At 71.3% G+C, this 25,928-nt stretch carries 21 protein-coding genes and 1 pseudogene; 12 read left to right on the top strand and 10 right to left on the bottom strand.

What is annotated here, in order from left to right; translation table 11 throughout:
• The first annotated feature begins 48 nt into the window (after nt 1-48).
• From R0145_RS15910 to R0145_RS15895, 4 genes are read left to right on the top strand one after another with little or no spacing between them, the layout of a single operon-like run.
• Nucleotides 49-1,536 carry a hypothetical protein gene (locus R0145_RS15910; RefSeq protein ID WP_317837881.1) on the top strand — a complete coding sequence of 496 codons (1,488 nt, stop codon included), beginning with the start codon at nt 49-51 and terminating at the stop codon, nt 1,534-1,536.
• Nucleotides 1,533-1,688, top strand: a complete 156-nt coding sequence (locus R0145_RS15905) for a hypothetical protein (RefSeq protein ID WP_317837879.1) — start codon at nt 1,533-1,535, stop codon at nt 1,686-1,688. The genes R0145_RS15910 and R0145_RS15905 overlap by 4 nt, the downstream gene beginning before the upstream one ends.
• Nucleotides 1,688-2,833, top strand: a complete 1,146-nt coding sequence (locus tag R0145_RS15900) for a hypothetical protein (RefSeq protein WP_317837877.1) — start codon at nt 1,688-1,690, stop codon at nt 2,831-2,833. Before R0145_RS15905 ends, R0145_RS15900 begins: the two co-directional genes overlap by 1 nt.
• A 20-nt stretch (nt 2,834-2,853) precedes the next feature.
• Nucleotides 2,854-4,539, top strand: a complete 1,686-nt coding sequence (locus R0145_RS15895; RefSeq protein ID WP_317837875.1) for a hypothetical protein — start codon at nt 2,854-2,856, stop codon at nt 4,537-4,539.
• Between the two features lie 7 nt (nt 4,540-4,546).
• On the opposite strand, the gene R0145_RS15890 is transcribed toward R0145_RS15895, so the two are convergent.
• Nucleotides 4,547-5,278, bottom strand: a complete 732-nt coding sequence (locus tag R0145_RS15890; protein ID WP_317837873.1) for a FadR/GntR family transcriptional regulator — start codon at nt 5,276-5,278, stop codon at nt 4,547-4,549.
• Nucleotides 5,279-5,573: 295 nt separating this feature from the next.
• On the opposite strand from R0145_RS15890, the gene R0145_RS15885 reads away from it, so the two are divergent.
• From R0145_RS15885 to R0145_RS15855, 7 genes are all read left to right on the top strand, one after another.
• The gene (locus R0145_RS15885) at nt 5,574-6,854 is read left to right on the top strand and encodes an MFS transporter (protein ID WP_317837872.1); all 1,281 of its coding nucleotides are present in this window, start codon (nt 5,574-5,576) and stop codon (nt 6,852-6,854) included.
• On the top strand, nt 6,851-7,654 hold the full coding sequence (locus tag R0145_RS15880) for a sugar phosphate isomerase/epimerase family protein (protein WP_317837870.1): 804 nt from the start codon (nt 6,851-6,853) through the stop codon (nt 7,652-7,654). Before R0145_RS15885 ends, R0145_RS15880 begins: the two co-directional genes overlap by 4 nt.
• The gene (locus tag R0145_RS15875; RefSeq protein ID WP_317837868.1) at nt 7,651-8,541 is read left to right on the top strand and encodes a phosphogluconate dehydrogenase C-terminal domain-containing protein; all 891 of its coding nucleotides are present in this window, start codon (nt 7,651-7,653) and stop codon (nt 8,539-8,541) included. Before R0145_RS15880 ends, R0145_RS15875 begins: the two co-directional genes overlap by 4 nt.
• 33 nt (nt 8,542-8,574) lie before the next feature.
• Nucleotides 8,575-10,302, top strand: a complete 1,728-nt coding sequence (locus R0145_RS15870; protein ID WP_317837867.1) for a dihydroxyacetone kinase family protein — start codon at nt 8,575-8,577, stop codon at nt 10,300-10,302.
• Nucleotides 10,303-10,334: 32 nt separating this feature from the next.
• Nucleotides 10,335-10,799, top strand: a complete 465-nt coding sequence (locus R0145_RS15865) for a ribose-5-phosphate isomerase (RefSeq protein WP_317837866.1) — start codon at nt 10,335-10,337, stop codon at nt 10,797-10,799.
• On the top strand, nt 10,796-11,626 hold the full coding sequence (locus tag R0145_RS15860) for a triose-phosphate isomerase (RefSeq protein ID WP_317837864.1): 831 nt from the start codon (nt 10,796-10,798) through the stop codon (nt 11,624-11,626). The genes R0145_RS15865 and R0145_RS15860 overlap by 4 nt, the downstream gene beginning before the upstream one ends.
• Before the next feature lie 76 nt (nt 11,627-11,702).
• Nucleotides 11,703-12,524, top strand: a complete 822-nt coding sequence (locus R0145_RS15855) for a class III extradiol ring-cleavage dioxygenase (protein WP_317837863.1) — start codon at nt 11,703-11,705, stop codon at nt 12,522-12,524.
• Between the two features lie 36 nt (nt 12,525-12,560).
• Here R0145_RS15855 and R0145_RS15850 read toward each other — a convergent pair whose 3' ends face one another.
• From R0145_RS15850 to R0145_RS15810, 9 genes are all read right to left on the bottom strand, one after another.
• Entirely contained in the window at nt 12,561-13,076 is a 516-nt protein-coding gene (locus R0145_RS15850; RefSeq protein WP_317837861.1) for an Lrp/AsnC family transcriptional regulator, read from the bottom strand.
• 38 nt (nt 13,077-13,114) lie between these two features.
• Nucleotides 13,115-14,602 carry an amino acid permease gene (locus R0145_RS15845; RefSeq protein WP_317837860.1) on the bottom strand — a complete coding sequence of 496 codons (1,488 nt, stop codon included), beginning with the start codon at nt 14,600-14,602 and terminating at the stop codon, nt 13,115-13,117.
• A gap of 83 nt (nt 14,603-14,685) precedes the next feature.
• On the bottom strand, nt 14,686-15,804 hold the full coding sequence (gene ald, locus R0145_RS15840) for an alanine dehydrogenase (protein ID WP_317837859.1): 1,119 nt from the start codon (nt 15,802-15,804) through the stop codon (nt 14,686-14,688).
• A gap of 251 nt (nt 15,805-16,055) precedes the next feature.
• Nucleotides 16,056-16,832, bottom strand: a complete 777-nt coding sequence (locus R0145_RS15835; protein ID WP_317837858.1) for an enoyl-CoA hydratase/isomerase family protein — start codon at nt 16,830-16,832, stop codon at nt 16,056-16,058.
• A 90-nt stretch (nt 16,833-16,922) separates the two neighbouring features.
• Complete coding sequence (locus tag R0145_RS15830; RefSeq protein ID WP_317837856.1) at nt 16,923-18,458, bottom strand: gluconokinase; 1,536 nt, start codon at nt 18,456-18,458, stop codon at nt 16,923-16,925.
• Between the two features lie 249 nt (nt 18,459-18,707).
• On the bottom strand, nt 18,708-20,216 hold the full coding sequence (locus R0145_RS15825; RefSeq protein ID WP_317837855.1) for a succinate CoA transferase: 1,509 nt from the start codon (nt 20,214-20,216) through the stop codon (nt 18,708-18,710).
• A gap of 223 nt (nt 20,217-20,439) precedes the next feature.
• Entirely contained in the window at nt 20,440-21,651 is a 1,212-nt protein-coding gene (locus R0145_RS15820) for a TerC family protein (protein ID WP_317837854.1), read from the bottom strand.
• A 210-nt stretch (nt 21,652-21,861) separates the two neighbouring features.
• Complete coding sequence (locus R0145_RS15815; protein ID WP_317837852.1) at nt 21,862-23,085, bottom strand: TerC family protein; 1,224 nt, start codon at nt 23,083-23,085, stop codon at nt 21,862-21,864.
• Between the two features lie 527 nt (nt 23,086-23,612).
• Entirely contained in the window at nt 23,613-24,716 is a 1,104-nt protein-coding gene (locus tag R0145_RS15810) for a class I SAM-dependent methyltransferase (protein ID WP_317837851.1), read from the bottom strand.
• A gap of 187 nt (nt 24,717-24,903) precedes the next feature.
• On the opposite strand from R0145_RS15810, the pseudogene R0145_RS15805 reads away from it, so the two are divergent.
• Nucleotides 24,904-25,788 (top strand): annotated as a pseudogene (locus R0145_RS15805) (pyruvate, water dikinase regulatory protein); the annotation flags it as partial.
• Nucleotides 25,789-25,928: the final 140 nt, after the last annotated feature.

Genomic DNA, 25,928 nt, shown 5'->3' with positions numbered 1-25,928 from the left:
GCACGCAGGTGCCGGACGCAACAGTGCCGACGGGAGGGGGAGCGGATGATGCCCGGACAGACCACCACGGTCGAGGCCACCGGGGTGCTCTTCGAGCCCCGCTCGGACGATCCCGGCGCGCTGGTCGACGCCTCGGGACGCCAACCGGTGATCGACCTGACCCGCCGGCTGCGACCGGCATCGACCCCGATCGACGAGAAGAAGCTCACCCCGTTCCTCGGCTACTGGGGGCAGTTGCGCCCCGGCCAGAGCCCCGAGGCGTACGTCATCAAGGTGATCCGGACCGACACCACGCCACCCGGGCCGGCGGCCGGCGGCACGCCGATGACCGGCAGCCCCGGGCCCGGCGCCACCGTGGTCGGTCCGCAGGCGGCCCGGCTGCTGGCGAACGAGGAGGAGGCGGCCCGCCGCAACGGGCTGCTGCCGGACGGGGTCCCGGCCACCGGGGTGGGCGGTGGGTACGCCTGGGTGGTCCGCCGCTACATCCACGGCCTCACCCTCACCCAGACCCGCAGCCAGGGCGGCCTGGAGGGCAACCGGGCGGTGCTGGCCCGGCTGATGCTGGAGCGGATCGTCGAACTGCACACCCGCACCTACAACGGCCACCCGCTCTACCACGGCGACATCAAACCGGCCAACGTCATCGTCCGGGTGTCCGGCCGGGAGATCACCGGGGTAGAACTGATCGACTACGAGTCCGGCGGCGCGACCGGCGACGACGGCCCGGCCTGGCGGCACGCGACCTTCCAGTTCGCCAGCCCCGAACACTTCCTCTCGCCGCGGATCGACCAGGCCTCCGACGTGTTCTCCTGGGGGCTGACCGTGCTCGACATGTACGCCCCCAACCGGCACCCGTTCGTCGGGGGGTTGGACGACCCGCGGGAGTACGAGGACGCGTACGGCACCGGGCGGGGGGCCGACGAGGCGGTGCTGGCGACGATCACCGACCCGGTGGTCCGGGAGTGCGTCCGGCTCGCGCTGACCGTACGCTCCGACAACCGGCCCAGCGCCCGGGCGCTCTACAGCCGGCTGACGTCGGGCAGCACCGCCCGCCCGGCCGGCCCGGTGCAGGCGCCGACGACGACCTTCGAGCTGCCCCGACGCGACCCCGACGACCCGGACGCGACGGCGATGCGGACCTACGGCATCCCGCCTGCGCCCGCCGCCCCGTACCCGTCCGGCCCCGCGGCCGCCTCCTACCCGTCCGGCCCCGCGACCGCCCGGTACGACGACGGCACCCGGGTCGCACCCACCCAGGCGGTCTACCTGCCACTGGCCGCCGAGGAGCCCCCGCCGCCACCGGTGGAGTGGCCCCGACCCGGCCTGCCCGCGGACACCGCCGATCCCGACTCGGTGCCGGCGCAGCTCGGCGCGTGGTGGCGGCAGGTCTTCGCCGTCGAGGGCTACCTGGGCGCGGAGCGGTTCGGGCCCGGCCTCTGGGTCGGCTACCTGGCCGCGGTGGTGCTCGCCGGGATCGCCGTCGGGCTTCTCGCCGGCGTGGCTCTGCTCGCCCTCGGAAGGGTGGTGTTCCCGTGAGCGTGTCCTCCTTCGACGAGGCCGAGCGGCGCCGGCTGGCGCGGCTGGCCCGGCATGCCGCGCTGGTCCGGTACGGCCGCCGGGTGCGGATCCTGCGGCTGGTCGGGCTGGCCATCGCGGTGCTGGTCGCCGTCCTGGTGGTGGTGCGCTGATGGCCCGCTACCTGTGTCCGCAGTGCGCCGTGCACTACCGGGCGAGCGAGTTCACCACCTACACCGCGCAGAGCGAGCCGTGGAACCCGCCGCGCCGCGACGCGGTGCGGACCCTCGTTCGTGGGGTACGGACGCTGCTCGGGGCGACCGCCGTCGACCGGGACCGGGAGCGGGCCGAGCACCTGGAGATGCTCCGCCTCGGCGTGCACCACCGCTGTCCCCGCGGCCACGTGATGCCGGCCGAGTTCCTCCGCCGGGAGACCCTGCCGATCGGGCTGATCGGGCCGTCGTCGGTGTCGAAGTCGACCTACCTGGCGGTACTGCTGCAGCGGATCGTCGGGATGACCGACCTCGCCCCGATGGGCCTCACCTTCACTGTCGAGGAGCGGTCGAAGGGGATCTACCAGCGCGACTACGTCACCCCGCTGGCGATGCGCCGCCCGCCGGAACAGACCCGGCTGGAGCGGACCGCACCCCTGGTGGTCCGGATGCACCGCGACTGGGCCCCCGATGAGGACATCAACCTGCTGTTCTTCGACGCCGCGGGGGAGGGCTACCGCGACGCCCGGTCCAGCGCCGATCTCAACCCGTACCTGTCGGTGATGTCCGGCGCGCTGGTGTTCTGCTCGCCGATCAACCTGGCCTTCGGGCCGGAGACCGGGTTCGCGCTCGCCCCGGGGATCGAGGGGGCCACCGCGCCGGGGGCGGGCACCGTGGTCGCCGCGGTGCAGTCGGCCCGGACGGTCGCGGACGGCCGCCGCGACCCGATCCCGACCGGCGTGGTGGTCGCCAAGTGCGACGAGCTGGCCCCGCTGGAGTCCCGCCAGCCGCACCCGGGGCAGGCGATCCCGCTCGACGCCCGGTTGTTCTACGGGCACGAGGACGCCTACCTGCGCCGGCAGTCCCGCTGGCCGTACGAGCTGCTGGCCCAGCACGGGCCGGCGATCCTGGCCGAGGCGGAGCGGTTCTCCCTGATGACCCGCTACCACGCGGTGTCGGCGACCGGCTGCCCGGTGAACAACCTCGGGATGTTCGACATGATCGCCCCCGTCCGGGTGCACGAACCGCTGCTCGGGCTGCTGCACGACATGGGGCTGCTGGCCGGTGCGGCCGCCCTGTACGGGCCGGAGCGGGTCCATGGCTGACCGCCGCGGGAGGTGCCCGGATGGCTGAGATCCAGCAGGCCGTGATCGGCTGGGGCCCGACCAGCAACGGGCTGGGGGTGCTCGGCGCCTCCGTCGGCTGGCCGGTGGCGGATGGGCAGCCGTGGCTGCCGGACGCGGCGCGGTCGTTCCTGCCGCGCGGCTCCGACGCCGAGGTGATGCGCGGCACCGAACCACCCTGCGGCCTCGAGGCCCGGCCCACCGACCACGGCACGCTGCTGGTCTCCAAGGTCTACCTCGGCCGGGTCGGCCGTCCGGGCACCTTCACCGCCCACTGTCTGCTGGACCCCACCGGCCGCCAGGGCGCCCACGACCTGCTCGAGCTGGCCCGCGATGGGGTGCTCCAACGCCGCGAGGAACAGCCCGTCGCCGGCACCCTGGAGGTGCTCGGCCTGCCCGCCCGGCGGACCCGGCCCGAACCGGGCGGGGCGCCGGCCGACCTGCTCGCCCTGCTGCTGGGCCATCTCGCGGACCGTACGCCGCTGTTGCTGCGCACCTCGGACCGGGCCGGCGGGGTGGAGACCCTGTCGGCGCTGGCCCACGCCCTGCCGCGGAAGGTCGCGGCGGACCTGTGGTGGTCCACCTTCGTCGCCCAACCGGACGACCCGGCGGAGACCGGCGGGCCGGGGGTGGGGGTGGTCGTCCCGCCGTTCTCGGCGACCGAGGCCCCGGAACCGGACGCCTTCGGACGACCTGGGCCAGCCGGCACGGTCCTCGACTTCGACCGGGGGCCCGCGCCGATCGTCGACCTCGATCGCGGCCCGGTGCCGGTGGACGACCGGGCCCGGGCGCTGCTGCGCAGCTACCTGGACCATCCGGAGCGCGCGGCGGACGCCCCCGGGGCCGACGCGTTCGTCGCCGGCCTGGACGCGCTGATCGTCGACCCGGCGCTCCCGCTCGACGAGCGCGGCCTGGACCTCCTCGCCGACGAGGTGGGCCCGTCGGTGTTCGCCCGGCTGCTCGCCGGCCCGCACGCGATGGCCCGGCTCGCCGAGGTGGTCCGGGCCCGCCGCCGGCTCCCGTACCGCACCCTGTGGACCGCCGTCCCCGCGCTGACCGAGCCGATGTTCGCCTGGTTCGGGCCGGTGCAGGGCGACCCGGAGACCCAGGCACGGGCCCAGCGGGTGATCTGCGCCACGATGGACTCCCGCAACCTCGTCCGCCTCGTCGCCCGGCCGCTGAGCCGCGATGCCGCCGACTACCGGCCGGTGGTCGCCGACCGCAAGCTGGCCTCCGCGCTGGCCGGGCTGGAGAGCCCGCTCGACGCGTACGAATGGCGGGTGCTGACCGAGGAATGGAGCCCGGTCGTCCACGCCGCGGTGGTCTCCTGGCTCGCCGGCTGGACCGACGCCCCGCCGGATCTCGCCCGGCTCGCCGACGACCATCCGGCATTCGTCGCCGGGCTCGACCAGGCCCTGGCGGCGGTCGCGGCCGACCCCGGGGTGGACCCGGCGGACGTCCGGGCCCGGCTGGCGGCCTGGCGGGGACTGCCGGCGGAGGAGTGGGCCGACCTGCTGCTCGACTGCCCTGCCACCCCCTCGGGCGCGCCACTGGCGGTGCTCGGCCGTCTCGACGTCCGCGACGTCCGCCAGGTGCTCCGCCGGGCCTGGCCCCGGCTGGCCGCCCAGGCCGGGATCCCGGCGGCGGTCGCCGAGGAGCTGCGGGTACGGGGGCTCGGCGGGTTCTGAGGGCAGATCAGCCCCGTGCCGCCGCCCGGAGCCGGGCGTCGGCGGTGTCCATGTGCCGGTTCATCCGGGCCACCGCGGTGTCGGCGTCGCCCCGAGCCATCGCCTCGAGGATCTGCCGGTGCTCGAGGAAGGCCGTCCGCATCTGCTCCCTGTCCTGGATGTGGTGCTCCATCCAGATCCGCAGCAGCGCCCGGATGGTCCCGAGGAGCTCCATCAGGGTGGCGTTCTCGGCGGCGTCGGCCAGGGCGACGTGGAAGCGCAGGTCGGCCTCGACGAACGCCTCCTCCCCGAGGGTGCGTTCCTGCGCCTCGAGGGCCTGCCGCAGCGCCCGCTCGTGGTCGGGGCTGAACCGGTCCGTCGCCAGGCGTACGGCATGGATCTCCAGCGCCCGGCGCACCGACAGCAACTCGTCGATCCGGTCGGCGTTGAGCAGGATCCCCCACTGGAGGGTACGCGGCAGCAACTCGGAAGTGGTGTCCCGCAGATAGGTGCCGGAACCCGGCCGGATCTCGACGATGCCGAGGATCTCCAGGGCGGCCAACGCCTCCCGTACGGCTGACCGTCCCACCCCGAGCTCCTGGGCAAGGGTCCGCTCACTGGGGAGGCGTTCGCCGACAGCGAAGTCCGCCGAGGTCAGCCGGGTCAGCAGGGCCTGGGCGGTCTGGGCGGCGAAGGACGCGCCGCGGATCATCGCCGGTTCGGTCGTCTCCAGGGCGATACGGGGCTCCGGCGTCGACATGGGCCCATGCTACGAGCCGAAGCCGACGACATCGCGCCGCCGGGCCGTGCGTGAGCCCGGATCACCGGCACGCGTGTGAAACAGCTCACCCAACAGGTCAACCGGTTGACCAATCTGTTCGGACGTTCCATGATGGGTGTCGTCGACAGGGTTGTCGGCGACCGGGCCCCCAGCGTCGCGGCCCGGTGTCCCTGAAGGAGTCAATGTGGATTCTGCACAGGCCGCTACGGCGGCTCATCGGAGCGAAGCCGATGTCCTGGAGCGATCGGTTGTTCGCAAGGTGTCGTTCCGACTGGTGCCCTTCGTGGCACTGATGTTCTTCATCAACTACCTCGACCGGACCGCCATTTCCTTCGCTGCGCCGAACGGGATGCGGACGGATCTGGCGATGACCGCCGCCCAGTTCGGCTTCGCCTCGGGCGTCTTCTTCATCGGCTACATCATCCTGGAGATCCCCTCGAACCTGGCCCTGCACCGGTTCGGGGCCCGCAAGTGGCTGGCCCGGATCATGGTCTCCTGGGGCATCGTCGCGGTGCTCTTCACCTGGGTGCAGACGGCCGGCCAGCTCTACTGGCTGCGGTTCCTCCTCGGCGTCATGGAGGCCGGCTTCTTCCCCGGCGCCATCCTCTTCCTGTCCATGTGGGTGCCGGCCAAGCACCGTCCCCGGGTGCTGATGCTCTTCTACCTCGCCCAGCCGCTGACCACCGCGATCGGTGCACCGCTGGCCGGTGCCCTGATCCAGCTGCACGGCCTGTGGGGCCTCGAGGGCTGGCGGGTGATGTACCTCTTCGTCGGCGCCCCGGCCATCCTCGTCGGCGTGCTGTGCTGGTTCTACCTCAAGGACAAGCCGCGGGACGCGGCCTGGCTGACCCCCGCCGAGCAGGACTGGCTGACCGGTGCGCTCGCCTCGGAGGAGCGGGCCAAGGAGGAGACCGAGCGGATCGGCGTACGCCAGATGTTCGCCTCCGGCCGGGTGTGGGTGCTCTCCTTCGTCTACTTCGGCTTCATCTACGGCCTCTACGCCCTCGGCTTCTTCCTGCCGACCATCGTCGCCGGGTTCAAGGCGCAGCTGGGCGAGATGACCCCGTCGCTGCAGGGCTTGATCACGGCCGTGCCGTACGTCATCGCCGCGGTCGTCATGTACCTGTGGTCGCGCGACGTACAGTCCCGCGGTCTGCAGACCTGGCACATCGTCGTCCCGGCGGTGGTCGGCGGCATCAGCATCCCGCTGGCGCTGTTCACCTCCCACCCGGTGCTGACCATCGCCATCGTCTCCGTCACCGCCTGCTCGATCTTCGCCGTGCTGCCCAACTTCTGGACCCTGCCGACCAAGTTCCTCACCGGTGCCGCCGCGGCGGGTGGCGTCGCGCTGATCAACACCATCGGCAACCTCGCCGGCTTCTCCGCCGGCTACATCACCGGCTGGGTGCACGACCTGACCAACGGCTACCTCGTGCCGATGATCATCGTCGGTGGCTTCATGATCCTCTCCGGGATCCTGCTGGTGCTGCTGGCCTCGCGCGGCAGTGTCGTCACCACCGACACCGACGCGCCCGCGGGGAAGGTCCTCGCGTGAGCCTCGGACTCGGCACCTACGCCCTCTTCTGGGAGTGGTCGGACCGTGCCCCCGACCCGATCGACCTGCCGGGCATGCTGCACCGCACCCGCGACCTGGACGCCGACGTCTTCCAGATCTGTGACTATCCGGCCCTCGAGACGTACGGCGACGCGCGGCTGCGGGACCTGCGGGCGACGGCCGAGGACCTGGGGGTCGAGCTGGAGCTCGGCACCCGCGGCACGGACCCGGACCACCTCCGCCGCTACCTGCGCCGGTGTGACCGGCTCGGGGCGCACGTGCTGCGGTCGATGGTCCAGGTCGGTCCCGGGAAGCCGGGCACCGACCGGGTGGTGTCGACGCTGCGGGACCTCCGCGGCGACCTCGACGCCCTCGAGGTGGACCTGGCCCTGGAGACGTACGAACAGCTGCCGTCGGCCACCCTGGTCGACATCGTGGAACGGGCCGAGCACCCGCGGATCGGCATCGCCCTCGACCCGGCCAACTGCGTCGCCGCGCTCGAGCATCCCGACGACGTGATCGACCGCTGCGCGCCGTACACCCTCGACCTGCACGTCAAGGACTTCGCCTTCAGTCGACAGGCCGGCTGGGTCGGGTTCAGCTACGCCGGGGCGCCGATGGGGGAGGGGCTCCTCGACTACGCCCACGAACTCGCCGCCGTACGCCCCGTCGAGCGCGGCATCAACCAGATCGTCGAGCACTGGCTCGTCTGGCAGGGCGACCCACAGACCACCATCGCCGAGGAACGGCGATGGACCGAACGAACACTCACCTACGCAAGGGAACGGATCCAACCATGACCGAGAACCTGACCATCGCAGTGATCGGCGCCGGCGGCAAGATGGGCCAGCGCGTGTCGAACAACCTGCGGCGTACCGACCACACCGTGTACTACTGCGAGACCAGCCCGGCCGGTCAGCAGCGGGTGCGGGACGCCGGCCTGGCGGTGACCCCGAACGAGGAGGCCGTGCCCGGCGCCGACATCGTCATCTACGCCGTGCCGGACGTCGCTCTGCAGGCCGTCACCACCGCCACCGTGCCGCTGCAGAAGCGCGGGTCGATGGTGCTCACCCTGGATCCGGCCGCCGCGTACGCCGGGCTGCTCTACCTGCGCGCCGACCTCGACTACGTCGTCGCCCACCCGACCCACCCGTCGGTGTTTCTCGAGCGGACCAGCGCCGAGGAGTGGGCCGACACCTTCGGCGGGATCGCCGCCGCGCAGAACTCCGTCGCCGCCCTGCAGCAGGGCGACGAGTCGATCAAGCCGGTGGCCGAGGAGATCATCGCCACGATGTACGGCCCCGTCGACGGTGTCTACTGGGCCTCGGTCCACGATCTCGCCGTCCTCGAGCCGACCCTCAACGAGACCATCGGCTGCATGATCGGGCAGTTCCTCAAGGACGCGATGGACACCACGGTCGAGAAGACCGACATGGACGAGGACACCGTGAAGGCGATGTTCTACGGCCACGTCTACATCGCGCTGACCAACGCCCTGCGCGGCTCCAACCCGTTCTCCGATGCCTGCCTGCTGGCGATGGACTACGGCCGGGAGGCGCTGATCAAGGACGACTGGGAGCGGATCTTCAACGACGACGACCTGGAGATCGTGATCTGCAAGATGCTCGGCATCGAGGCTGTCAACCACCACCCCGAGGTCCACGCCCCGCAGCCGGCCGCGGTCTGACCACCGGCCGCAGCCAGCCACCAGGAGATCCCGATGACCCACCTCGTCAATGACCCCACCACCTTCGCCGCCGACAGCCTGAGGGGCTTCGTCGCCGCCCATCCGACGTACGTCCAGCCGGTCCACGGCGGCGTCGTCCGGGCGACCGGCTCGCCCGCCGGCGAGGTCTCGGTCGTCGTCGGCGGCGGCTCGGGGCACTACCCCGCGTTCGCCGGCTGGGTCGGCCCCGGGATGGCGCACGGAGCCGTCTGTGGCAACGTGTTCGCGTCCCCCTCCGCCTCCCAGGTGCAGGCGGTGATCCGGGCGGCCGACAACGGCGGCGGCACCGTCCTGCTCTACGGCAACTACGCCGGCGACGTGCTGCACTTCGGGCAGGGGGCGGTGCATCGCCGGGCCGAGGGCGCCGACGTGCGCGAGATCGCGATCAGCGACGACGTGGCCTCCCGGCCGGTCGAGGAGTGGCGGGGGCGGCGCGGTATCGCCGGGGATCTCCTGGTCGTCAAGGCCACCGGGGCCGCCGCCGCGGCGGGGCTCGACCTCGATGGGGTCGCCGCCGTCGCCGAGCGGGCCAACGCCCGGACCCGCTCGGTGGGCGTGGCCTTCACCGGCTGCACGCTGCCGGGAGCCCCGGAGCCACTGTTCGGGGTGGCGGCCGGCGGCTACGCCCTCGGCCTGGGCATCCACGGCGAGCAGGGGCTGTCCACCGCACCGTTGGTCCCGGCGACGGAGATCGCCCGGACCCTGGTGGACGCCCTGCTGGCCGAGGAACCGACCCCCGGGCAGGACGGCGCCGGCTACCAACGGCGGGCTGCCGTCCTGCTCAACGGGCTGGGGGCCACCACGCACGAGGAGCTCTTCCTGCTCTACGGCTCGGTCGCCGACCTGCTGACGGAACGGGGCATCGTCATCGTCGCGCCGGAGGTCGGCGAACAGGTCACCAGCCTGGACATGGCCGGCTGCTCGCTCTCCCTGATGTTCCTCGACCCCGAGCTCGAGGAGCTGTGGACCGCCCCCGCCGACACCCCGGCCTTCCGCCGCGGCGCGGTGCCGGCCGGGACCACCCGACGGATCGTCACCGAGGACCGCGCGGAGGCACCGGTGATCGAGGGCTCGGCGGAATCCCGTGCCCAGGCGGAGGCCATCGCGACCGTGCTGGACACGGTGGCCGACCTCGCCCGGCGGGCCGAGGCCGAACTGGGCCGGATCGACGCGGTCGCCGGGGACGGCGACCACGGGCAGGGGATGGTGCTCGGCTCGACGGCGGCCGCCCGGGCCGGCCGGGCTGCCCTCGGCGAGGCCGCCGGCGCCCGGACCGTCCTCTCCCGGGCCGGCGCCGCCTGGGCGGAAGGGGCCGGCGGCACTTCCGGCGCACTGTGGGGCGCCGCCCTCGGCACGGTCGCGGCCGGTCTCAGCGACCAGGAGGCCCGCGACGGTGCCGAGTTGATCGCAGCCGTAGCCGCCGGCGGGCAGGCGATCCAGGACCTGGGCGGCGCCACCGTCGGGGACAAGACCATGGTCGACGCCGTCGCTCCCTTCGTGGAGCGGCTCGTCGAGGCGTACGCCGCCGACCCGGACCTGCCCCGGGCCTGGGCCGAGGCCGCGGACCGGGCCACCGAGGCCGCCGACCGTACGGCGCTCATCCCGGCCCGGCTGGGCCGGGCCCGCACCCACGGCGACGACTCGATCGGCACCCCGGACCCGGGGGCGGTGTCGTTCGCCCTGGTGATGGCCGGGATCGGCCGGCTGCTCGCCGGCCACTGACAACGACAGATACGAATCTCGAGGAGGACATCATGGGATACCGGGTGGTGGTCGCGGCCGACATCGCCGGCTTCGACTACAAGGAACTGATCAAGGCCGACCTGGCTGCCGACGAGCGGGTCGACGAGGTCATCGACGTGGGCGTCGGCCCGGGGGAGGACATCGACTACCCGCACGAGGGGGTGGCCGGAGCCCGGGCCATCGCCGAGGGGCGGGCCGACCGGGGCATCTTCGTCTGCGGGACGGGGATGGGGATGGCGATCAGCGCCAACAAGGTGCCCGGCATCCGGGCCTCCACGGCACACGACAGCTTCTCGGTCGAGCGGCTGGTGCTGTCCAACGCCGCCCAGGTGCTCTGCCTCGGCGCCCGGGTGATCGGCCCGGAGCTCGCCCGCCGTCTGGCCGGGGAGTTCCTCGACTACACCTTCGATCCGTCCTCCCGGTCCAAGCCCAAGGTCGACGCGATCTCGGCCTACGAGGCGGAGGGCGGGCGATGACCGACGGGTCGCTCACCTGGATCGGCACCAGCTGGAAGATGAACGGCTCGCTGGCGTTCGCCCGGGCGTACGCCACCGGCCTACGGGCCCGGGCCGGCGCCGGGTGGCCGGGGATCCAGCCCTTCCTCATCCCTCCGGCCACCGCGCTGGCGGCGGTGAGCGCAGTGCTGCGGCCGGGCTCCGGCGTCCTCCTCGGCGCCCAGAACGCGCACTGGGAGCAGCGGGGCGCCTGGACCGGCGAACTGTCCGTCGACCAGGTCGCGGACGCCGGGGCCACCCTGGTGGAGATCGGGCACTCGGAGCGCCGGGCCTGGTTCGGCGACACCGACGAGCTGGTCCACCGGAAGGTGCTGGCGACCCTGCGGGCGGGCCTGCGACCGCTGGTCTGCGTGGGCGAGTCTGCGGAGGACTTCGCCGCCGGCCGCTCCGCCGAGGTGGTCACCGCCCAGGTGTCGTCCGCCCTGGCCGGCGTCACCCCGGACCAGAGGCCGGCGCCGATCGTCGCGTACGAGCCGATCTGGGCGATCGGTGACCACGGCCGGGAGGCGACGCCCGAGGACATCGCCGCGACGGTGGCGACGATCGCGGAGAGGTTCGGCGACCGGCTGGAGTCGGTCCTGTACGGGGGGTCGGTCAACCGGCAGAACCTGACCGCCATCCTCGACGTCCCCGCGGTGGGGGGTGCGTTCATCGGGCGGGCGGCGTGGACGCTGACCGGCTACCTCGATCTGCTGGATCTCGCGTCGGAGCACCTGGCGTGTTCCGACGTTCCACTCGCGGTCCACTCGCCGGCGGTCCATCACTCAGTCAAACTAGTTGACCATTGAACTATATGCTTCTAGGGTGGAGACCGGACCGGCCGGGGAACCGCCCCGGGGCGGCCGACGGACCCCAGGAGTCACCATGAGCACGCGCCTGCCCACCTACTTCGTCTCGCACGGCGGTGGGCCGTGGCCGTGGATCAAGGACCTGATGCCGGGGATGGAGAGGCTCGAGGCATCCCTGCAAGCCATCCCCGTCGAACTCGGTCTCACCCCGCGGGCGGTGCTCGTCATCTCCGGCCACTGGGAGGAGCGCGAGTTCACCGTCCAGACCGGCGAGCACCCGCCGATGATCTACGACTATGGCGGCTTCCCCGAGTTCACCTACCGGATCCAGTACCCGGCGCCCGGTGCCCCGGACGTCGCCGCCCGGGTCGGCCAGCTGCTCGAGGACGCCGGCATCACCACCCGCTACGACGGCCGTCGCGGCTACGACCACGGGATGTTCGCCCCGCTCTACGTCGTCTACCCGCAGGCCGACGTGCCGATCCTGCAGCTCTCCCTCAAGCGCGGCTACGACCCCGCCGCGCACCTGGCCGCCGGCCGGGCGCTGGCCCCGCTGCGCGACGAGGGTGTGCTGATCGTCGGCAGCGGCTTCAGCTACCACAACCTCGCCAACTTCGGTCCGAGTGCGGGCCCCGCCTCGACGGCCTTCGGCGGCTGGCTCAACACGACGTTGGTCGAGGGGCCGGTCGAGGAGCGTACGCAGCGCCTGCTGCACTGGGACACGGCCCCCGGCGCCCGGGCGAGCCACCCGGCCGAGGACCACCTGATCCCGCTGATGGTGGCGGTGGGCGCCGCCGAAGCCGAGCCGGGCGTACGGATCTACCATGAGCACGACTTCATGGGTGCGATCGACTCTTCCAGCTTCCGCTTCGGGGAGGTGCCGGGGTCGGATCACTGACGCTCGGCGGGGTCGACGCCCACCCGAGCCCGCGGCTCAGGCCACGGTGTCGACCTCCCCGCGCCAGTGCTGCAGCACCACGCTGGTCTCCGTGCCGGCGATCTCCTTGTGGGCGTTGAGGTCTGTCAGCACGAAATCGCGCAGGGCGTGGGAATCGGGCACCGCCACCCAGATGACCAGATCGGCCTGGCCGGAGGTGAAGAACAGGTGCACGACACAGGGCAACTTCGCCAGGCGCTGGGCCTGCGGCTCGAGCTCCTCGCGCATGCCCGGGTGGATCCGGACCGAGATCAGCGCCAGCAGCGGCCGCCCGATGGCCGCGGCGTTCACCTCCGCGTGGAATCCCCTGATCACCCCCGAGTCGACGAGGGCTTGGATCCGTGCGTGGCTGGTGGACTCCGCGGTCGCCGTGGCGGCCGCGAGGGCTGCGTTGCTCATCCGGCCGTTCCGCATCAGGAGCCGGATGATCTGGTGATCGATGGCGTCGAGCTGCCTGTGTCGGTGCCCCTTGCCGGCCGATGGGACGGGGCGGGGATTCGGCTGCTTTGCCACGGGAAGACACTACGCTGCGCGGCTCCCCGCGGAAAAGGCTAGTGGCGCAGTTCCTCGGCCGCCCTGACCCGTTCGGCGTCGAAGTCGATGGGTTCGGCGCTCATCCGGGTGTGGCGCAGCATCCGGTAGACGACGGCCAGGCAGACGATCCAGATCGGGGCGGCCAACAGGGCGATGCGGGACTCCCTGGCCATCCCCAGCACCACGAAGATGAGCGCGAAGAAGACCAGTGACACCCAGGACATCACCTTGCCGGCCGGCACCTTGAAGGTCGACTCCGCATGGCGCTCGGGGAACTTCCTCAGATAGACCAGATAGCTGACCAGGATCAGGCCCCACACCGAGATGTAGAGCACCGAGGAGACACCGGCGACGAGGCTGAAGGCGTCCATGACGGTGGCGCTGAGCATCACCAGCACGATGGCCGGGGAGATGCACACCGCGGTCAGGACCAGTGCGTTGCGGGGGATGTGCCGCGACGAGAGGAAGGCGAAGCGCTGCGGCGCGTTCTTCTCCCGGGCCAGGCCGTACATGATCCGGGAGGTCGAGAAGACCCCCGAGTTGGCCGAGGACGCCGCAGAGGTGAGCACCACGAAGTTGATCACGTGGAACGCCACCAGGATGCCGATGAAGCTGAACATCTCCACGAACGGGCTGGTGTCCGGGTCGATCAGGTCCCAGGGCTGCACCGACATGATCACGGCCAGCGCGAGCACGTAGAAGACCAGCACGCGGGCGGGGATCGCGTTGATCGCCTTGGGCAGGTTCTTCTGCGGGTCGGCGGTCTCGGCGGCGGCGGTGCCGGCCATCTCGATGCCCTGGAACGAGAAGATCGCGATCTGGAACCCGGCCAGGAAGCCCATGGTGCCGGTCGGGAAGAAGCCCCCGCGGTCCCACAGGTGGGCGAAGGACGCCGCGGGTGCGGCCGCCTGCGGCGGGTGGAACGCCGTGACGGCCAGGTAGCCGCCGATCAGCACCAGCGCGACGATCGTGACGATCTTGATCATCGCGAACCAGAACTCGAGCTCGCCGAACACCCTGACCGCGACCATGTTCAGGCCGGTCAGGAGCAGGACGACGCAGACGGCAGGGATCCACTTGGGCAGGTCCGGGAACCAGAGGCCGAGGTAGCCGGTGATCGCGGTGGTGTCGGCGATGCCGATCACCACCCAGCACATCCAGTACGTCCAGCCCATGTAGAAGCCGGCCCACGGCCCGATCAGGTCGGTGACGAAGTCGGCGAACGACTTGTAGGCCAGGTTGGAGAGCAGCAGCTCGCCCATCGCCCGCATCACGAAGAAGAGGAAGAAGCCGATGATGGCATAGACGAGGAGGATCGACGGTCCGGCGAGGTGGATCGTACGTCCGGAGCCGAGGAACAGGCCGGTCCCGATGGCACCGCCGATGGCGATCAGTTGTAGGTGGCGGTTCCTCAGGCCGCGGGTCAGCTGCGGCTCGTCGTGGACAGGTGGGGTGCTGGTACTGGTCGGGGAGTGGGCGGGCGCTGTGGTCGTGGGGGAGGTCATGTCGGGACTCCTTTGTCTCCGAGGGATCGTCTCCGTGGAAGCGTGGGGGTGGGCGCCGTGCGCCCACCCCCACGGGTGCCCGTTCAGGCAGTGAGGACGTACTGGGTCGCGACGGACTCGAGTGCGAACGCGTCGGCCACCGGGCGGCAGGTGAGCAGCCCGGCCGAGGTGTTCAGGCCTTTGGCGAGCGCCGGGTCGTCGAGGCAGGCCTGCCGCCAGCCCTTGTCCGCCAGCTTGGTCGCGTACGGCAGTGTCGCGTTGGCCAGCGCCCAGGTGGAGGTGTTCGGGACCGCTCCGGGCATGTTCGCCACGCAGTAGAACGTCGACCCGTGCACCCGGAACGTTGGGTCGTCATGGGTGGTGGCGTGTGAGTCCTCGAAGCAGCCGCCCTGGTCGATGGCGACGTCGACGAGCACCGATCCCGGCTTCATCCGGGAGACCATCTCGTTGGTCACCAGCTTGGGCGCCTTCGCGCCGGGGATGAGCACGGTGCCGATGACCAGGTCGGCGGCCAGCACCTGCTCGCGGACGGCGAGGGCGGTCGAGGTGATGCCCTGGACCCGGTTGCCGTAGCGCCAGAACGTCATCCGGAGCTTGTCGAGGTCGGTGTCCAGGACGGTGACGTTGGCGCCCAGGCCGAGGGCGACGTTCGCCGCGTTCTGGCCGGCGACGCCGCCGCCCAGCACGACCACCTTGGCGTTCTGCACACCGCCGACGTCGCCCATCAGGACGCCCCGGCCGCCGTTGGCCTTCATCAGCGCGTGGGCGCCGACCTGCGGGGCGAGGCAGCCCGCCACCTCGGACATCGGGTAGAGCAGGGGGAGCATCCCGCTGGCCAACTGCACCGTCTCGTAGGCGATCGCCGTCGTGCCGGCGGCAAGCAGCGCCTCGGTCTGCGGCCGGTCGGCGGCCAGGTGCAGGTAGGTGAACAGCACCATGTCGTCGCGCAGCCGGTCGTACTCCTGGGCGACCGGTTCCTTGACCTTCATCACCATCTCGCCCGCGGCCCAGGTGTCCTCGGCGCCGTCGACGATGGTGGCGCCCTGGGCGGCGTACTCCGCGTCGGCGAAGGACGAGCCGACGCCGGCCCCGGCCTGGACGAAGACCTCGTGACCGTGGCGCACCAGCTCGTGTACGCCGGACGGCGTGACGGCGACCCGGTACTCGTTGTTCTTGATCTCGGCGGGAACTGAAATCCTCATCTGTGAAGACCTCCGATTCAGCGGTGCCACGGACCCTCCGCGGCACCGATGGGTGTGAGTCTCGAATGGTCGGGTCCGCACAGGGAGGTGTGGAACGCAAAACCGCAGAAACCGCGGCCCGGAGCGCCCGGTGGACGCGTTCCGTGGGGCGTCGAGCGCATCGATCGCGAAGAATCCTCGGCGGACGGCGCGCCCTGTGAGGCGTCCGCCGCCGGTCTCACAGGTGACGATGCGGGCCGGCCGTCGCGGCCTCACTCCGGCAGGCCGGCGCCGTTCCAGCTGAACTGCGCGGACCGGCGGGCCAGGAAGGCCGCCGTCCCCTCGGCCAGGTCGGGGCTGGTCGCCACCTGCTCCATCCAGGCGGCGACCCGCTGGGCAGTCAGCGTACGGTCGACCATCCGGTCCACCAGGTCCTTGGTCGCCTGGATCGACAGCTGGGACCGCTTGGCGATGTCGTCGGCCAGCACCAGGGCGCGGTGCAGCACGACGTCGTCGGGCAGCAGTTCGTCGACCAGACCGATGTGGCGGGCGCGCTCACCGCCGATCAGGCCGGCGGTGAAGACCAGGTACTTCGTTGCGGCCGGGCCGATCAGCCTCACCAGCCGCTCCAGCGGGATCGGCGGGTAGACCAGGCCGAGGTTGGCCGGCGGCACCCCGAAGCGGGCCGACAGCCCGGCGATCCGGATGTCGCAGGCGCCGGCCATCAGCACGCCACCGCCGACGCACGACCCGTTGACCGCGGCGATCGTCGGTTTGGGGCAGCGCGCGATGGCCTCGTGGGCGGTGGTCGGGCGGTCGTTGTCGAGGATGGTGTCGAGCTCGCTGATGTCCGCGCCGGCGCAGAAGTGCCCGGCGGCGCCGGTGATGACGACCACCCGGACGGCGTCGTCGGCCACCACCTGCTCCATCAGCGCCGGCCAGGCGGACCACATCGCTGTGGTCATCGCGTTGCGCTTGCGCGGGTGGTCGATGGTGATCAGGGCGGTCGCGCCGCGGGTCTCCAGGGTCAGTTCGCCGGTCTCGCTCACAGGCGCATTGTTCTCCCGCCGAGGGGCGGGGGAGGCCGGACCGGCCCCGATGCACCGGACGACGGCACGCCGGACGTGTCTCCGGTCACTTCACCAGCGCTCGTACGTTCCCGCGGGAACGTCGCACGTCACCAGCGCTCGGCGATCACCTTGTCGTACAGTTCGGAGAACCGCGCCAGCCGCTCCGAGTAGTAGGCCGTCCGCCGCGGGTGCGGTTCGGCGATCGGGCCCATGTCGGGGGGGCGTACGCTCCAGACCCGGCGCCAGCATCTCCAGCGCCAGCAGCGCCGAACCGTGCAGTGTCGCCCGCTTGATCGTCACCGGCGCGACCGGGCGGCCCATCACGTCGGCGAGGATCTGCAGCAGTTCGGGGCGGTCCTGGGTGACCCGACCCTGGGCCAGCACCCGGACCGCCCCGGGGGCATGGGTGACGAGCTGGACCGCGATCCGGCGGTAAGTCAGCCCGATCCCCTCGACCACCCCGCGGTAGAGCTGCACCGGATCGGTGGCGGCGTGCAGGCCGGTCATCATCGCGGTGGCGTGCGAGGCCCACCCGGTCGACCGCTCACCGGTGAAGAACGGCAGCACCAGCGGAGTCTCCTCGGACGGCTCGGCCAGCAGTGCCCGGCCGAGCGCCGGCTCCGGCGGCAGGGCCAGGGTGTTGGCGGCCCAGCTGAGCGCCCGCCCGACGTCGTTGACGGCACCGCCGAGCAGCGAGCGGCGGCGGTCCACCCGGTAGCACCACAGCCCGGTCGGCACCTGCTCCAGCGGGCCCGACACCATCACCCGCAACGCCCCCGAGGTCGCCGCCGAGGCCCCGATCGTCCGGTTGTCGGTCGCCCCCGCCCCGACGCTGGCGCCCAGCCCGTCGGCGATGGTGGCGAACCACTGGGCCCCCTTCAGTGCCGGCCAGCGGGCGTCCAGCCGGTTGTCCGCTGCCTCCAGCGGCTGGTCGGGGTCGCGGACCGTCGACAGTTGCCCGGTGCCGATCCCGCACAGCGAGAGCATCTCCGGGTCCCAGGCGCCGGTGCGGCGGTCGAGCAGACCGCTCCAGGAGGCGGCGGAGGTGCCCACCGCCGTACGTCCCAGCAGGTGCAGGTGCAGGTACTCGCCCAGGGTCACCCACCGGTCGACCTTGTCGAAGGTCCGCGGGTCGGTCGCCGAGAGCCAGCGCAGTCGCGCCGGCAGGTAGGAGGAGTGCAGCCGGACCCCGGTCCGTTCGTGGATGGCGTCCTCGTCGACCAGCCGGCGCAGCTCGTCGACCTGCTGGCCGGACCGGGCATCGGCGTACGTGTAACAGGGGGTCAGGGCGAGCCCCTGGCGGTCGATGCCGATCACCGACGAGGCGAACGTGTCGAGGGCGACGCCCCTGAGGCGGCCCTTGAGGTCCTTGGTGGCGAGGCCGTCGATGATCTCGATCACCTCGGCCAGCACCCGGTCCGGGTCGATGGTGGAGGTCCCGTCGGCGCGGGAGGTGAAGGCGTGGGCCACCTTGACCCGCTGGCCGGCCGGACGCGCGTGGGCGTCGTAGAGCGACCCCCGGCTCGCGGTGGAGCCGATGTCGATCGCCAGGACGAGCGGATCGACGGCCTTGGCGAGCTCGATCTGGAAGATGCTCCTGGCCATCGTGCCTCCGGGGGTCGTACGGCTCGCGTCACCCGGCGCGGGCCCTGGGGTCGGTCGTCGTGTTGTCGGGGATCCGGCGTCGCCCCCCGGCCCGTTGCCCTCCGACAGCGTAGTCCGTTGCCAGCCGATGGTCCGAGCGGACCCGTCGACCGGGACGTGGGACGTCACCGGGGCGGGACCCGGACTCCGGATCCCGCCCCAGGCGGTCGTGCTGGCCGTACGGCCGTCACCGGGTGATCGCCGGCGACCTCAGCCCTTCATGGTGCCGGTGGACAGCATCCGCTGGTGCCAGGAGAGGGCCTGGGAGAGGTCGTGCGGGGTGTGCTGGCTGTTGGCGACCTTGACCGCGACGTCGTAGTAGTCCTTCAGCGCCGCCCGGTAGTCCGGGTGGGCGACCTTGATCATCTCGGGGACGCGCTGGCGCGGCGACTTGCCGCGCAGGTCGGCGACGCCGTACTCGGTGATCACCAGGTCGGTGTCGTGCTCGGTGTGGTCGACGTGCGACACCATCGGGACGATCGCCGAGATCGCGCCGTTCTTGGCGACCGACGGGCTGACGAAGATGGTCAGTGCGGCGTTGCGGGCGAAGTCGCCGGAGCCGCCGATGCCGTTCTGCATCCGCGAGCCCATGATGTGGGTCGAGTTGACGTTGCCGTAGAGGTCGGCCTCGATCATGCCGTTCATGGCGATGACGCCGAGCCGGCGGATCACCTCGGGGTTGTTCGAGACCTCCTGGTTACGCAGGATGATCTTCTCCCGGTAGAACTTCGCGTTGTCGTTCATCTTCGCCGCGTACTCCGGCGACAGGGAGAACGCCGTGGCGGAGGCCACCTCGAGCTTGCCGGCGTCGATCAGGTCGACCATGCCGTCCTGGATCACCTCGGTGTAGGAGGTGAGGTTCTCGAACTGGCCGTGCAGCAGGCCGGCCAGCACCGCGTTGGCGACGTTGCCGACACCGGACTGCATCGCCGGGATCGGGTCGGGCAGCCGGCCGGCCTTCGCCTCGAGGTCGAGGAAGTCCAGCAGGTGCCCGGCGATCGACTTGGACACGTCGTCCAGCGGCTTGAACGGCGAGTTGCGGTCCGGGCTGTCGTTCTCGACGACGGCGATGACCTTGGCCGGGTCGACGGTCAGGTAGTGGGAGCCTGCCCGGTCACCCGCGTGGAAGATCGGGATGGCGAAGTCGAGCGGCACCTTGCGCAGGTTGCCCAGCACGTCGTGCATGCCCTCGAGGTCCTCGGACTGCCAGGAGTTGACCTCGAGGATCACCCGGTCGGCCAGATCGAGCCAGGCCTGGTTGTTGCCGATCGAGGACGAGGGGACCAGCGAGCCATCGGCCTTGATGGCGCTCAGCTCGATGACGGCCAGGTGCATCGTGCCGTGGAACCCGTTGCGGAACTGCGGCGCGATGTGCGACAGGTGGACGTCGGAGTAGTTGATCTCGCCGGTGTTGATCTTCTTGCGGGTCTCCGGATCGGACTGATACGGGGTCCGGAAGTTGACCGCGTTGGCGTCCGCGAGCTCACCGTCCAGCTCGGGCGCGGTGGAGGCGCCGGTGGCCAGGCTGACCCGGAACGGCGTCCCCGCGGCATGCAGCGCCTTGGCACGTGCGGCCAGAGCGATCGGCACCGCCTTCGGATAACCGGAACCGGTGAAGCCGGAGACCCCGATCATGTCTCCGTCGTTGACCAGTGCAGCGGCGTCCTCAGCGCTCATCACCTTGCTCTGGTACGCGGCGTTGTGGATCCGATTGCCCATGAATGTCCTCCAAGTCGGGTGCGGCTTTGCAGTCCAAACTTACCGGCTTGTATCCTGCCTGACCCCTCGGGTCTGACCAAACATTGTCGATGTGTCGTGCACCACACCGCTTCTCGCGCCGGAACGCATGGTGCGCCCGTTCTGAGGGACGTATGGTGATCCCGCTCGCCACCGGCCGGGCGACGTGCCGCGGAGCGGACCGTGACGTGCGGTGGTGTCACCGTCACCGCGAACGGTGGGCCGCCCGGGCCATGTACTGCTCGTGCTGACCGTGGGCCCGGCGGACCAGGTCGCGGTAGTGCTGCTCGTTCTCGATCAGTTCCGACTTCAGGTGGTCGGGGATCTGCGGCATCTTGCCGAGCTTGGCGGCGAGCTGGTTGTTGATCCGGGTCCGCTCCTCGACCGGCGCCTCGGCGGGCAGCGCCAGGTAGCGCTCGGCCAGGTCCTCGGTGGCCCGGATGATCGCCATGGCGCGGCCACGCGGGCTGAGCAGCGAGCTGGCCACGGTGATCGCCAGCACGCCGACGATGAAGATCAGCGACATCTGGGTGGTGATCTCGATGACCTTCACCTGCTCGCCGTCGTTGATGAACGGCAGGTTGTTCTGGTGCAGGGCGTGCAGGATCAGCTTCACCGCGATGAAGCCGAGGATCGCCGCCAACCCGTACGACAGGTAGATCAGCCGGTCCAGCAGCCCGTCGATCAGGAAGAACAGCTGCTTGAGCCCCATCAGCGAGAACACCACGGCGGTGAAGACCAGGAACACCTCCTGGGTCAGCCCGAAGATCGCCGGGATGGAGTCGAGGGCGAACAGCACGTCGGTGCCGCCGATCGCAATCATCACCAGCAGCATCGGGGTCATCACCCGCCGGCCGTCGACCCGGGTGAACAGCTTGTTGCCGTCGTACGTGTCGGAGGTGTGGAAGATCCGGCGGACCAGCCGGATGAAGAAGTTCTCACTCTCCTCCTCGTCGTCGGAGAGAGCCTCCTTGAGGGTCGAGCCCGCCGTCACCAACAGGATCACGCCGAAGATGTAGAAGACCCAGGCGAAGGCGTTGATCAGCCCGGCGCCGACGAAGATCAGCGCGGACCGGAAGACCAGCGAGACCACGATGCCGAAGAGCAGCACCTCCTGCTGGGACTGCCGCGGCACCTTGAACGAGGCCATGATGATGAGGAAGACGAAGAGGTTGTCGACGCTGAGCGACAGTTCGGTGATGTAGCCGGCGTAGTACTGGGTGGCATAGTGCCCGCCCCAGGTGGCGAGGACGAACAGGCCGAACGCCAGCGCGATCGACACGTACAGCGCGGACCACAGCGCCGATTCCCGGATGCCGGGAGTGTGCGGCTTGCGGGCGTGGAAGAGGAAGTCGAAGAGCAGCATCCCCACCACGAAGAGAGTGGTGAGCGTCCAGGTGAGGCCGGAAACCTCCATGCAGGGTCCTTTCGGGGAACAGGTGGGCGGTCCGGAAACGCCCGGGCCACGACCGTCGACCGTCGGTCCCGTCACCCGGGTGCCGCTGGGCGCTCGCTCGGCGGAACCCCTGGATTCTACCAATCGGGGCGGCGGGCGCCGGGCGATCCGAGAGGGGACCCGGTCGGGACGGAACGGTCGAGTGGGCTACCCGGGGTGGGCCGCGTCGGATCAGGGGTGCCCGGTCCGGGGGCGCGGTGGCAGGGCGCGGCTGGTGTCCAGCCCGGTGTCGTGCACCCGGTCGAGCAGGTCGAGGAAGTGGCGCTTGTCGGCGATCAGGTCCTCCTTGAGGTCGTCGGGGACGGTGGGCATCCGCTCCAGTTGGCGGGCGAGGCGCTGCCGGATCGCCTGCCGGTGGGCCGCGTCGGCGTCCTCGCCGAGGGCGAGGTAGCGCTCGGACAGCGACTCGGTGGCGGCGATCACCGCCATCGCCCGGCCGCGCCGGCTGAGCAGCGAGGCCAGCACCGTCACCACCAGCACGCCGACGATCACCCCGAGGGACAGCTGGGTGGTCACCTCGACGACGTGCACCGGCTCACCGTCGTTGACGAACGGGAGGTTGTTCTCGTGCAGCGCGTGCAGGCCGAGCTTGACCGCGATGAAGGCGAGGATCGCCGAGAGCCCGTACGACAGGTAGATCAGCCGGTCCAGCAGGCCGTCGATCAGGAAGTAGAGCTGCTTGAGGCCGAGCAGGGAGAACGCCACCGCGGTGAAGACGAGGTAGGTCTCCTGGGTCAGGCCGAAGATCGCCGGAATGGAGTCGAGCGCGAACAGCAGATCGGTGCCGCCGATGGCGATCATCACCAGCAGCATCGGGGTCATCACCCGGTGGCCGTCGACCCGGGTGAACAGCTTGTTGCCGTCGTAGCCTGCCGAGGTGCGGAAGATCCGGCGGACCAGCCGGATGACGGCGCTGTCCCCCTCGTCCTCTGCGGGGGCGATGGCGCCCTTGAGGGTCGAGCCGGCGGTGACCAGGAGGATCGCGCCGAAGAGGTAGAAGATCCAGGCGAAGGCGTCGATCAGGCCGGCGCCGACGAGGATCAGGCCGGTCCGGGCCACCAGGGAGAAGGCGATGCCGAAGAGCAGCACTTCCTCCTGGTACTGCCGTGGCACCGCGAACGAGGCCATGATGATGAGGAAGACGAAGAGGTTGTCGACGCTCAGCGCCTTCTCGGTGAGATAGCCGGCGTAGTACTGCCCGGCGAAGTCCCCACCGGCGACGGCCCAGACGAACAGACCGAAGACCAGGGCGATCCCGACGTATGCCGCCGACCAGACGGCGGACTCGCGCAGACCGGGGACGTGCGGCGTCCGGGCGTGGAAGAAGAAGTCGAACGCCAGCATGCCGACGATGAGGGCGACGGTGAGTGTCCAGAGGAGCGGCGAGACCTCCATGGGGGGTCCTTTCGGAGACGACGGATGTCGGTCTCGCGAGTCTCTCCGCCGGCCGAGCAGGCTGGCTGCCTGTGGCCGACCACACCATCCGGTCCGGCCCGAGGGCCTGACGTGCTGACGTCTGATGTGTCGGGATACTCCCCCACGAACACTTCGAAAGTAGCAGCGAGGCGGGGGCCAGACAAAGTGGTGCCAGTGCGGCCCGGGGTCGGGGTCGCGGCTCAGGCTGTCGCCAGGGCGAGGCCGACCAGGGCCACGCTGAACACCGCCTCGGCCAGCCCCAGCTGCTTGGGCGTGAAGCTCGGTCCGCCGGGCCGCATCGGCCCGATCAGCGGCAGGGCGAGGGAGCGTACGGTCGCCAGGCCGAAGAAGATCGCCCACCAGGGCGAGGCGCCGGCCGATGCGGTGGCCAGGATCGTGGCGGCGGTGGCGGCGAGGTGCCAGCCGACCGACAGGGCGAGGAAGCCCGGGTTGCCGCGTTCGCGGAAATATGGTGGAGGGGCGATTCAGGATGGTGGCGGGGCGATTCAGGCCCGGATGCTCCGGGTCACCAGGTAGCTGCGGTCCCGGACGACGATCTCGGCCGGTCCGACGTCCCGGCGCAGGGTCGGCAGGTAGGGCAGATGCGCGTTGTAGACACACCACAGCTCGCCACCGGGGCGCAGGGCCCGGGCGGCGGTCCGGATCATCCGGAAGGCCGGGGTGGAGTCCTTCGCCGTCCCGACGTGGAAGGGCGGGTTGCACACCACCAGATCGAGGTCGGCGGCCGGCCAGTCGGCCAGGGCGTCGGCGCGGCGGACGGGGACCGCCAGACCGTTCGCCGCGGCGGTGGCGGCGGTGGCCGCAACGGCGGCCCGGGAGGTGTCCACCCCGGTGACCCGCCAGCCGTTCCGGGCCAGCACCGCGGCCAGGATGCCCGAACCGCAGCCCAGGTCCACCGCTCGGTCCGTTCCCGATGCTGGCCGCAGCGCGGCGATCCGGTCCACCAGCAGCCGGGTGCCGAGGTCGAGCCGGGTTCCGGCGAAGGTGGCGCCGTACGCCACCACCGTCAGGTCGAGCTCGGCGAGCCTGGCGGAGCGCGGCCAGCTCGGTGCGGTGGTCCGGGACCCGGGCAGTGGCGCGGCGGCGTGCAGCACCCGGCACTTGCGGACCCCCAGGCTCGCCCGCACGTCGGCGAAGTGCGCGGCGAGCACCTCGTTCATACCGCGGGTCATGTGCTTCACCCGGGCCCCGGCGACGAGCCGGACCTCCGGGTGGCAGTGCGCGGCGATCGCCTCGGCCAGTTCGTCGAGCGCATTCAGGTTCGCGGGCAGCCGGAGCAACACGAGTCGTACGTCGGCCAGCCGCGGGTCGTCCCAGGCGTCGACGACAGACGGCTGAACCGCGTCCTCCCGGTCGGCGGGTGGCCGTCCGGCGAGCGATGGGCCGTCTTCTGGGGACAGCCAGGCCTCGTCGGCCAGCAGGTCGGAGCGGTGCAGCACCGCCCGGCCACGGCGGGCGAGCTCGGCGGCCACGGCCGGCGCCTCGAGGACCAGGACCGGGGCGTCGGGGGCCGGTGTCTTCGGGGCCGGGATCTCCGCCACGGCCGCTTCGGCCAGGATCAGGTCGTCGACGGCATCCAGGGTGTGCACGGTCGCCAGCTTAAGGGGATCTGTCGCTGCGAGACCGACAGATCCTGTCGGCGGGGCTGTCCGGGGCGCGATGTTCGTCCCGCTGCGACACCCGCATCCGCTCCGTGTTCGCGGCTCCGGAACGGCCCGGCCGCCAGGGTGGCAGCCGCCCTGCGAGGGCTTCCGGGGGAGCGCTAATGTGCTGATCGTGGCGGGCGAAGTCCTCGAGGTCCATGTCATTGCCGACTCCACCGGGGAGACGGCGGCTCGCCTTGCCCGCGCGGCCCAGGCCCAGTTCCCGTCCCGCCGCTTCCGGATCATCCGTCATCCCCGGATCACGTCGGTGGAGAGCGTTGTCGCGGTGGTGGAGAGCCTCAAGGCGCGGACGGCCGACAAGATCGTCATCACCACCCTGGTGAACCCCGATCTGCGTGACCTGGTCAGCCGGGCCTGCGACGGGCTGGGCGTCAGCCATTCCGATCTGCTCGGCCCGACGCTGGCGGCGATCGAGGAGATCACCGGCACCGAGGCCGATCTGGTGCCGATGCGGCCGGTCGGTGTCGAGGCGGACTACTTCACCCGCATCTCGGCGATGCAGTACGTCATCCAGCAGGACGACGGCCAGCACCTCGAAGGGTTGGGCCAGGCCGACATCGTGCTGCTCGGCGCCTCGCGCAGCGGCAAGACGCCGCTGTCGATGTACCTGGGCTACCTCGGCTACCGGACCGCCAACATCCCCCTGGTGATCGGCATCGAGCCGCCCACCCAGCTCGCCCTGGTGGACCGCTGGCGGCTGGTCGGCCTGACGATGGACCCCGAGCGGCTGGTCGAGATCCGGCGCGAGCGCATCGGGCGGCTCGGGATGGGCAGCGGCCTGCGCTCCCGCAAGGACGGGTACGCCGACCTGGCCAGGGTGTACGACGAGGTCGACCAGATCGTCGTGATCGAGCGCCGGCTCGGTGCTGTGGTGGTCAATACCACCTCGGTGGCGCTGGAGGAGAACGCGGCCAAGATCATCGAGATCGTCGAGCAGCGCGCCCGGCAGGCCGGCGGCCATCTGCGGGAGATCGCCGGCGAGCCGCGGGCCACACCGCGGTCGGCGGTGTCGGTCCGCGGATCCACCCCGTCCACCTCACCCGTGGCGCCATCCGGCGCCCCAGGACTGCCTCGAGAGGGGCATGGTCCGGTACTCGCCTAGAGTGCCGATCACCGGCTGACCACCGGGCTGACACG

This window comes from Raineyella sp. W15-4, from assembly GCF_033170155.1.
Taxonomy (GTDB): domain Bacteria; phylum Actinomycetota; class Actinomycetes; order Propionibacteriales; family Propionibacteriaceae; genus Raineyella.
Note: the sequence above shows the minus strand (reverse complement) of the source record. Positions and strands in the feature narration are given on the sequence as shown.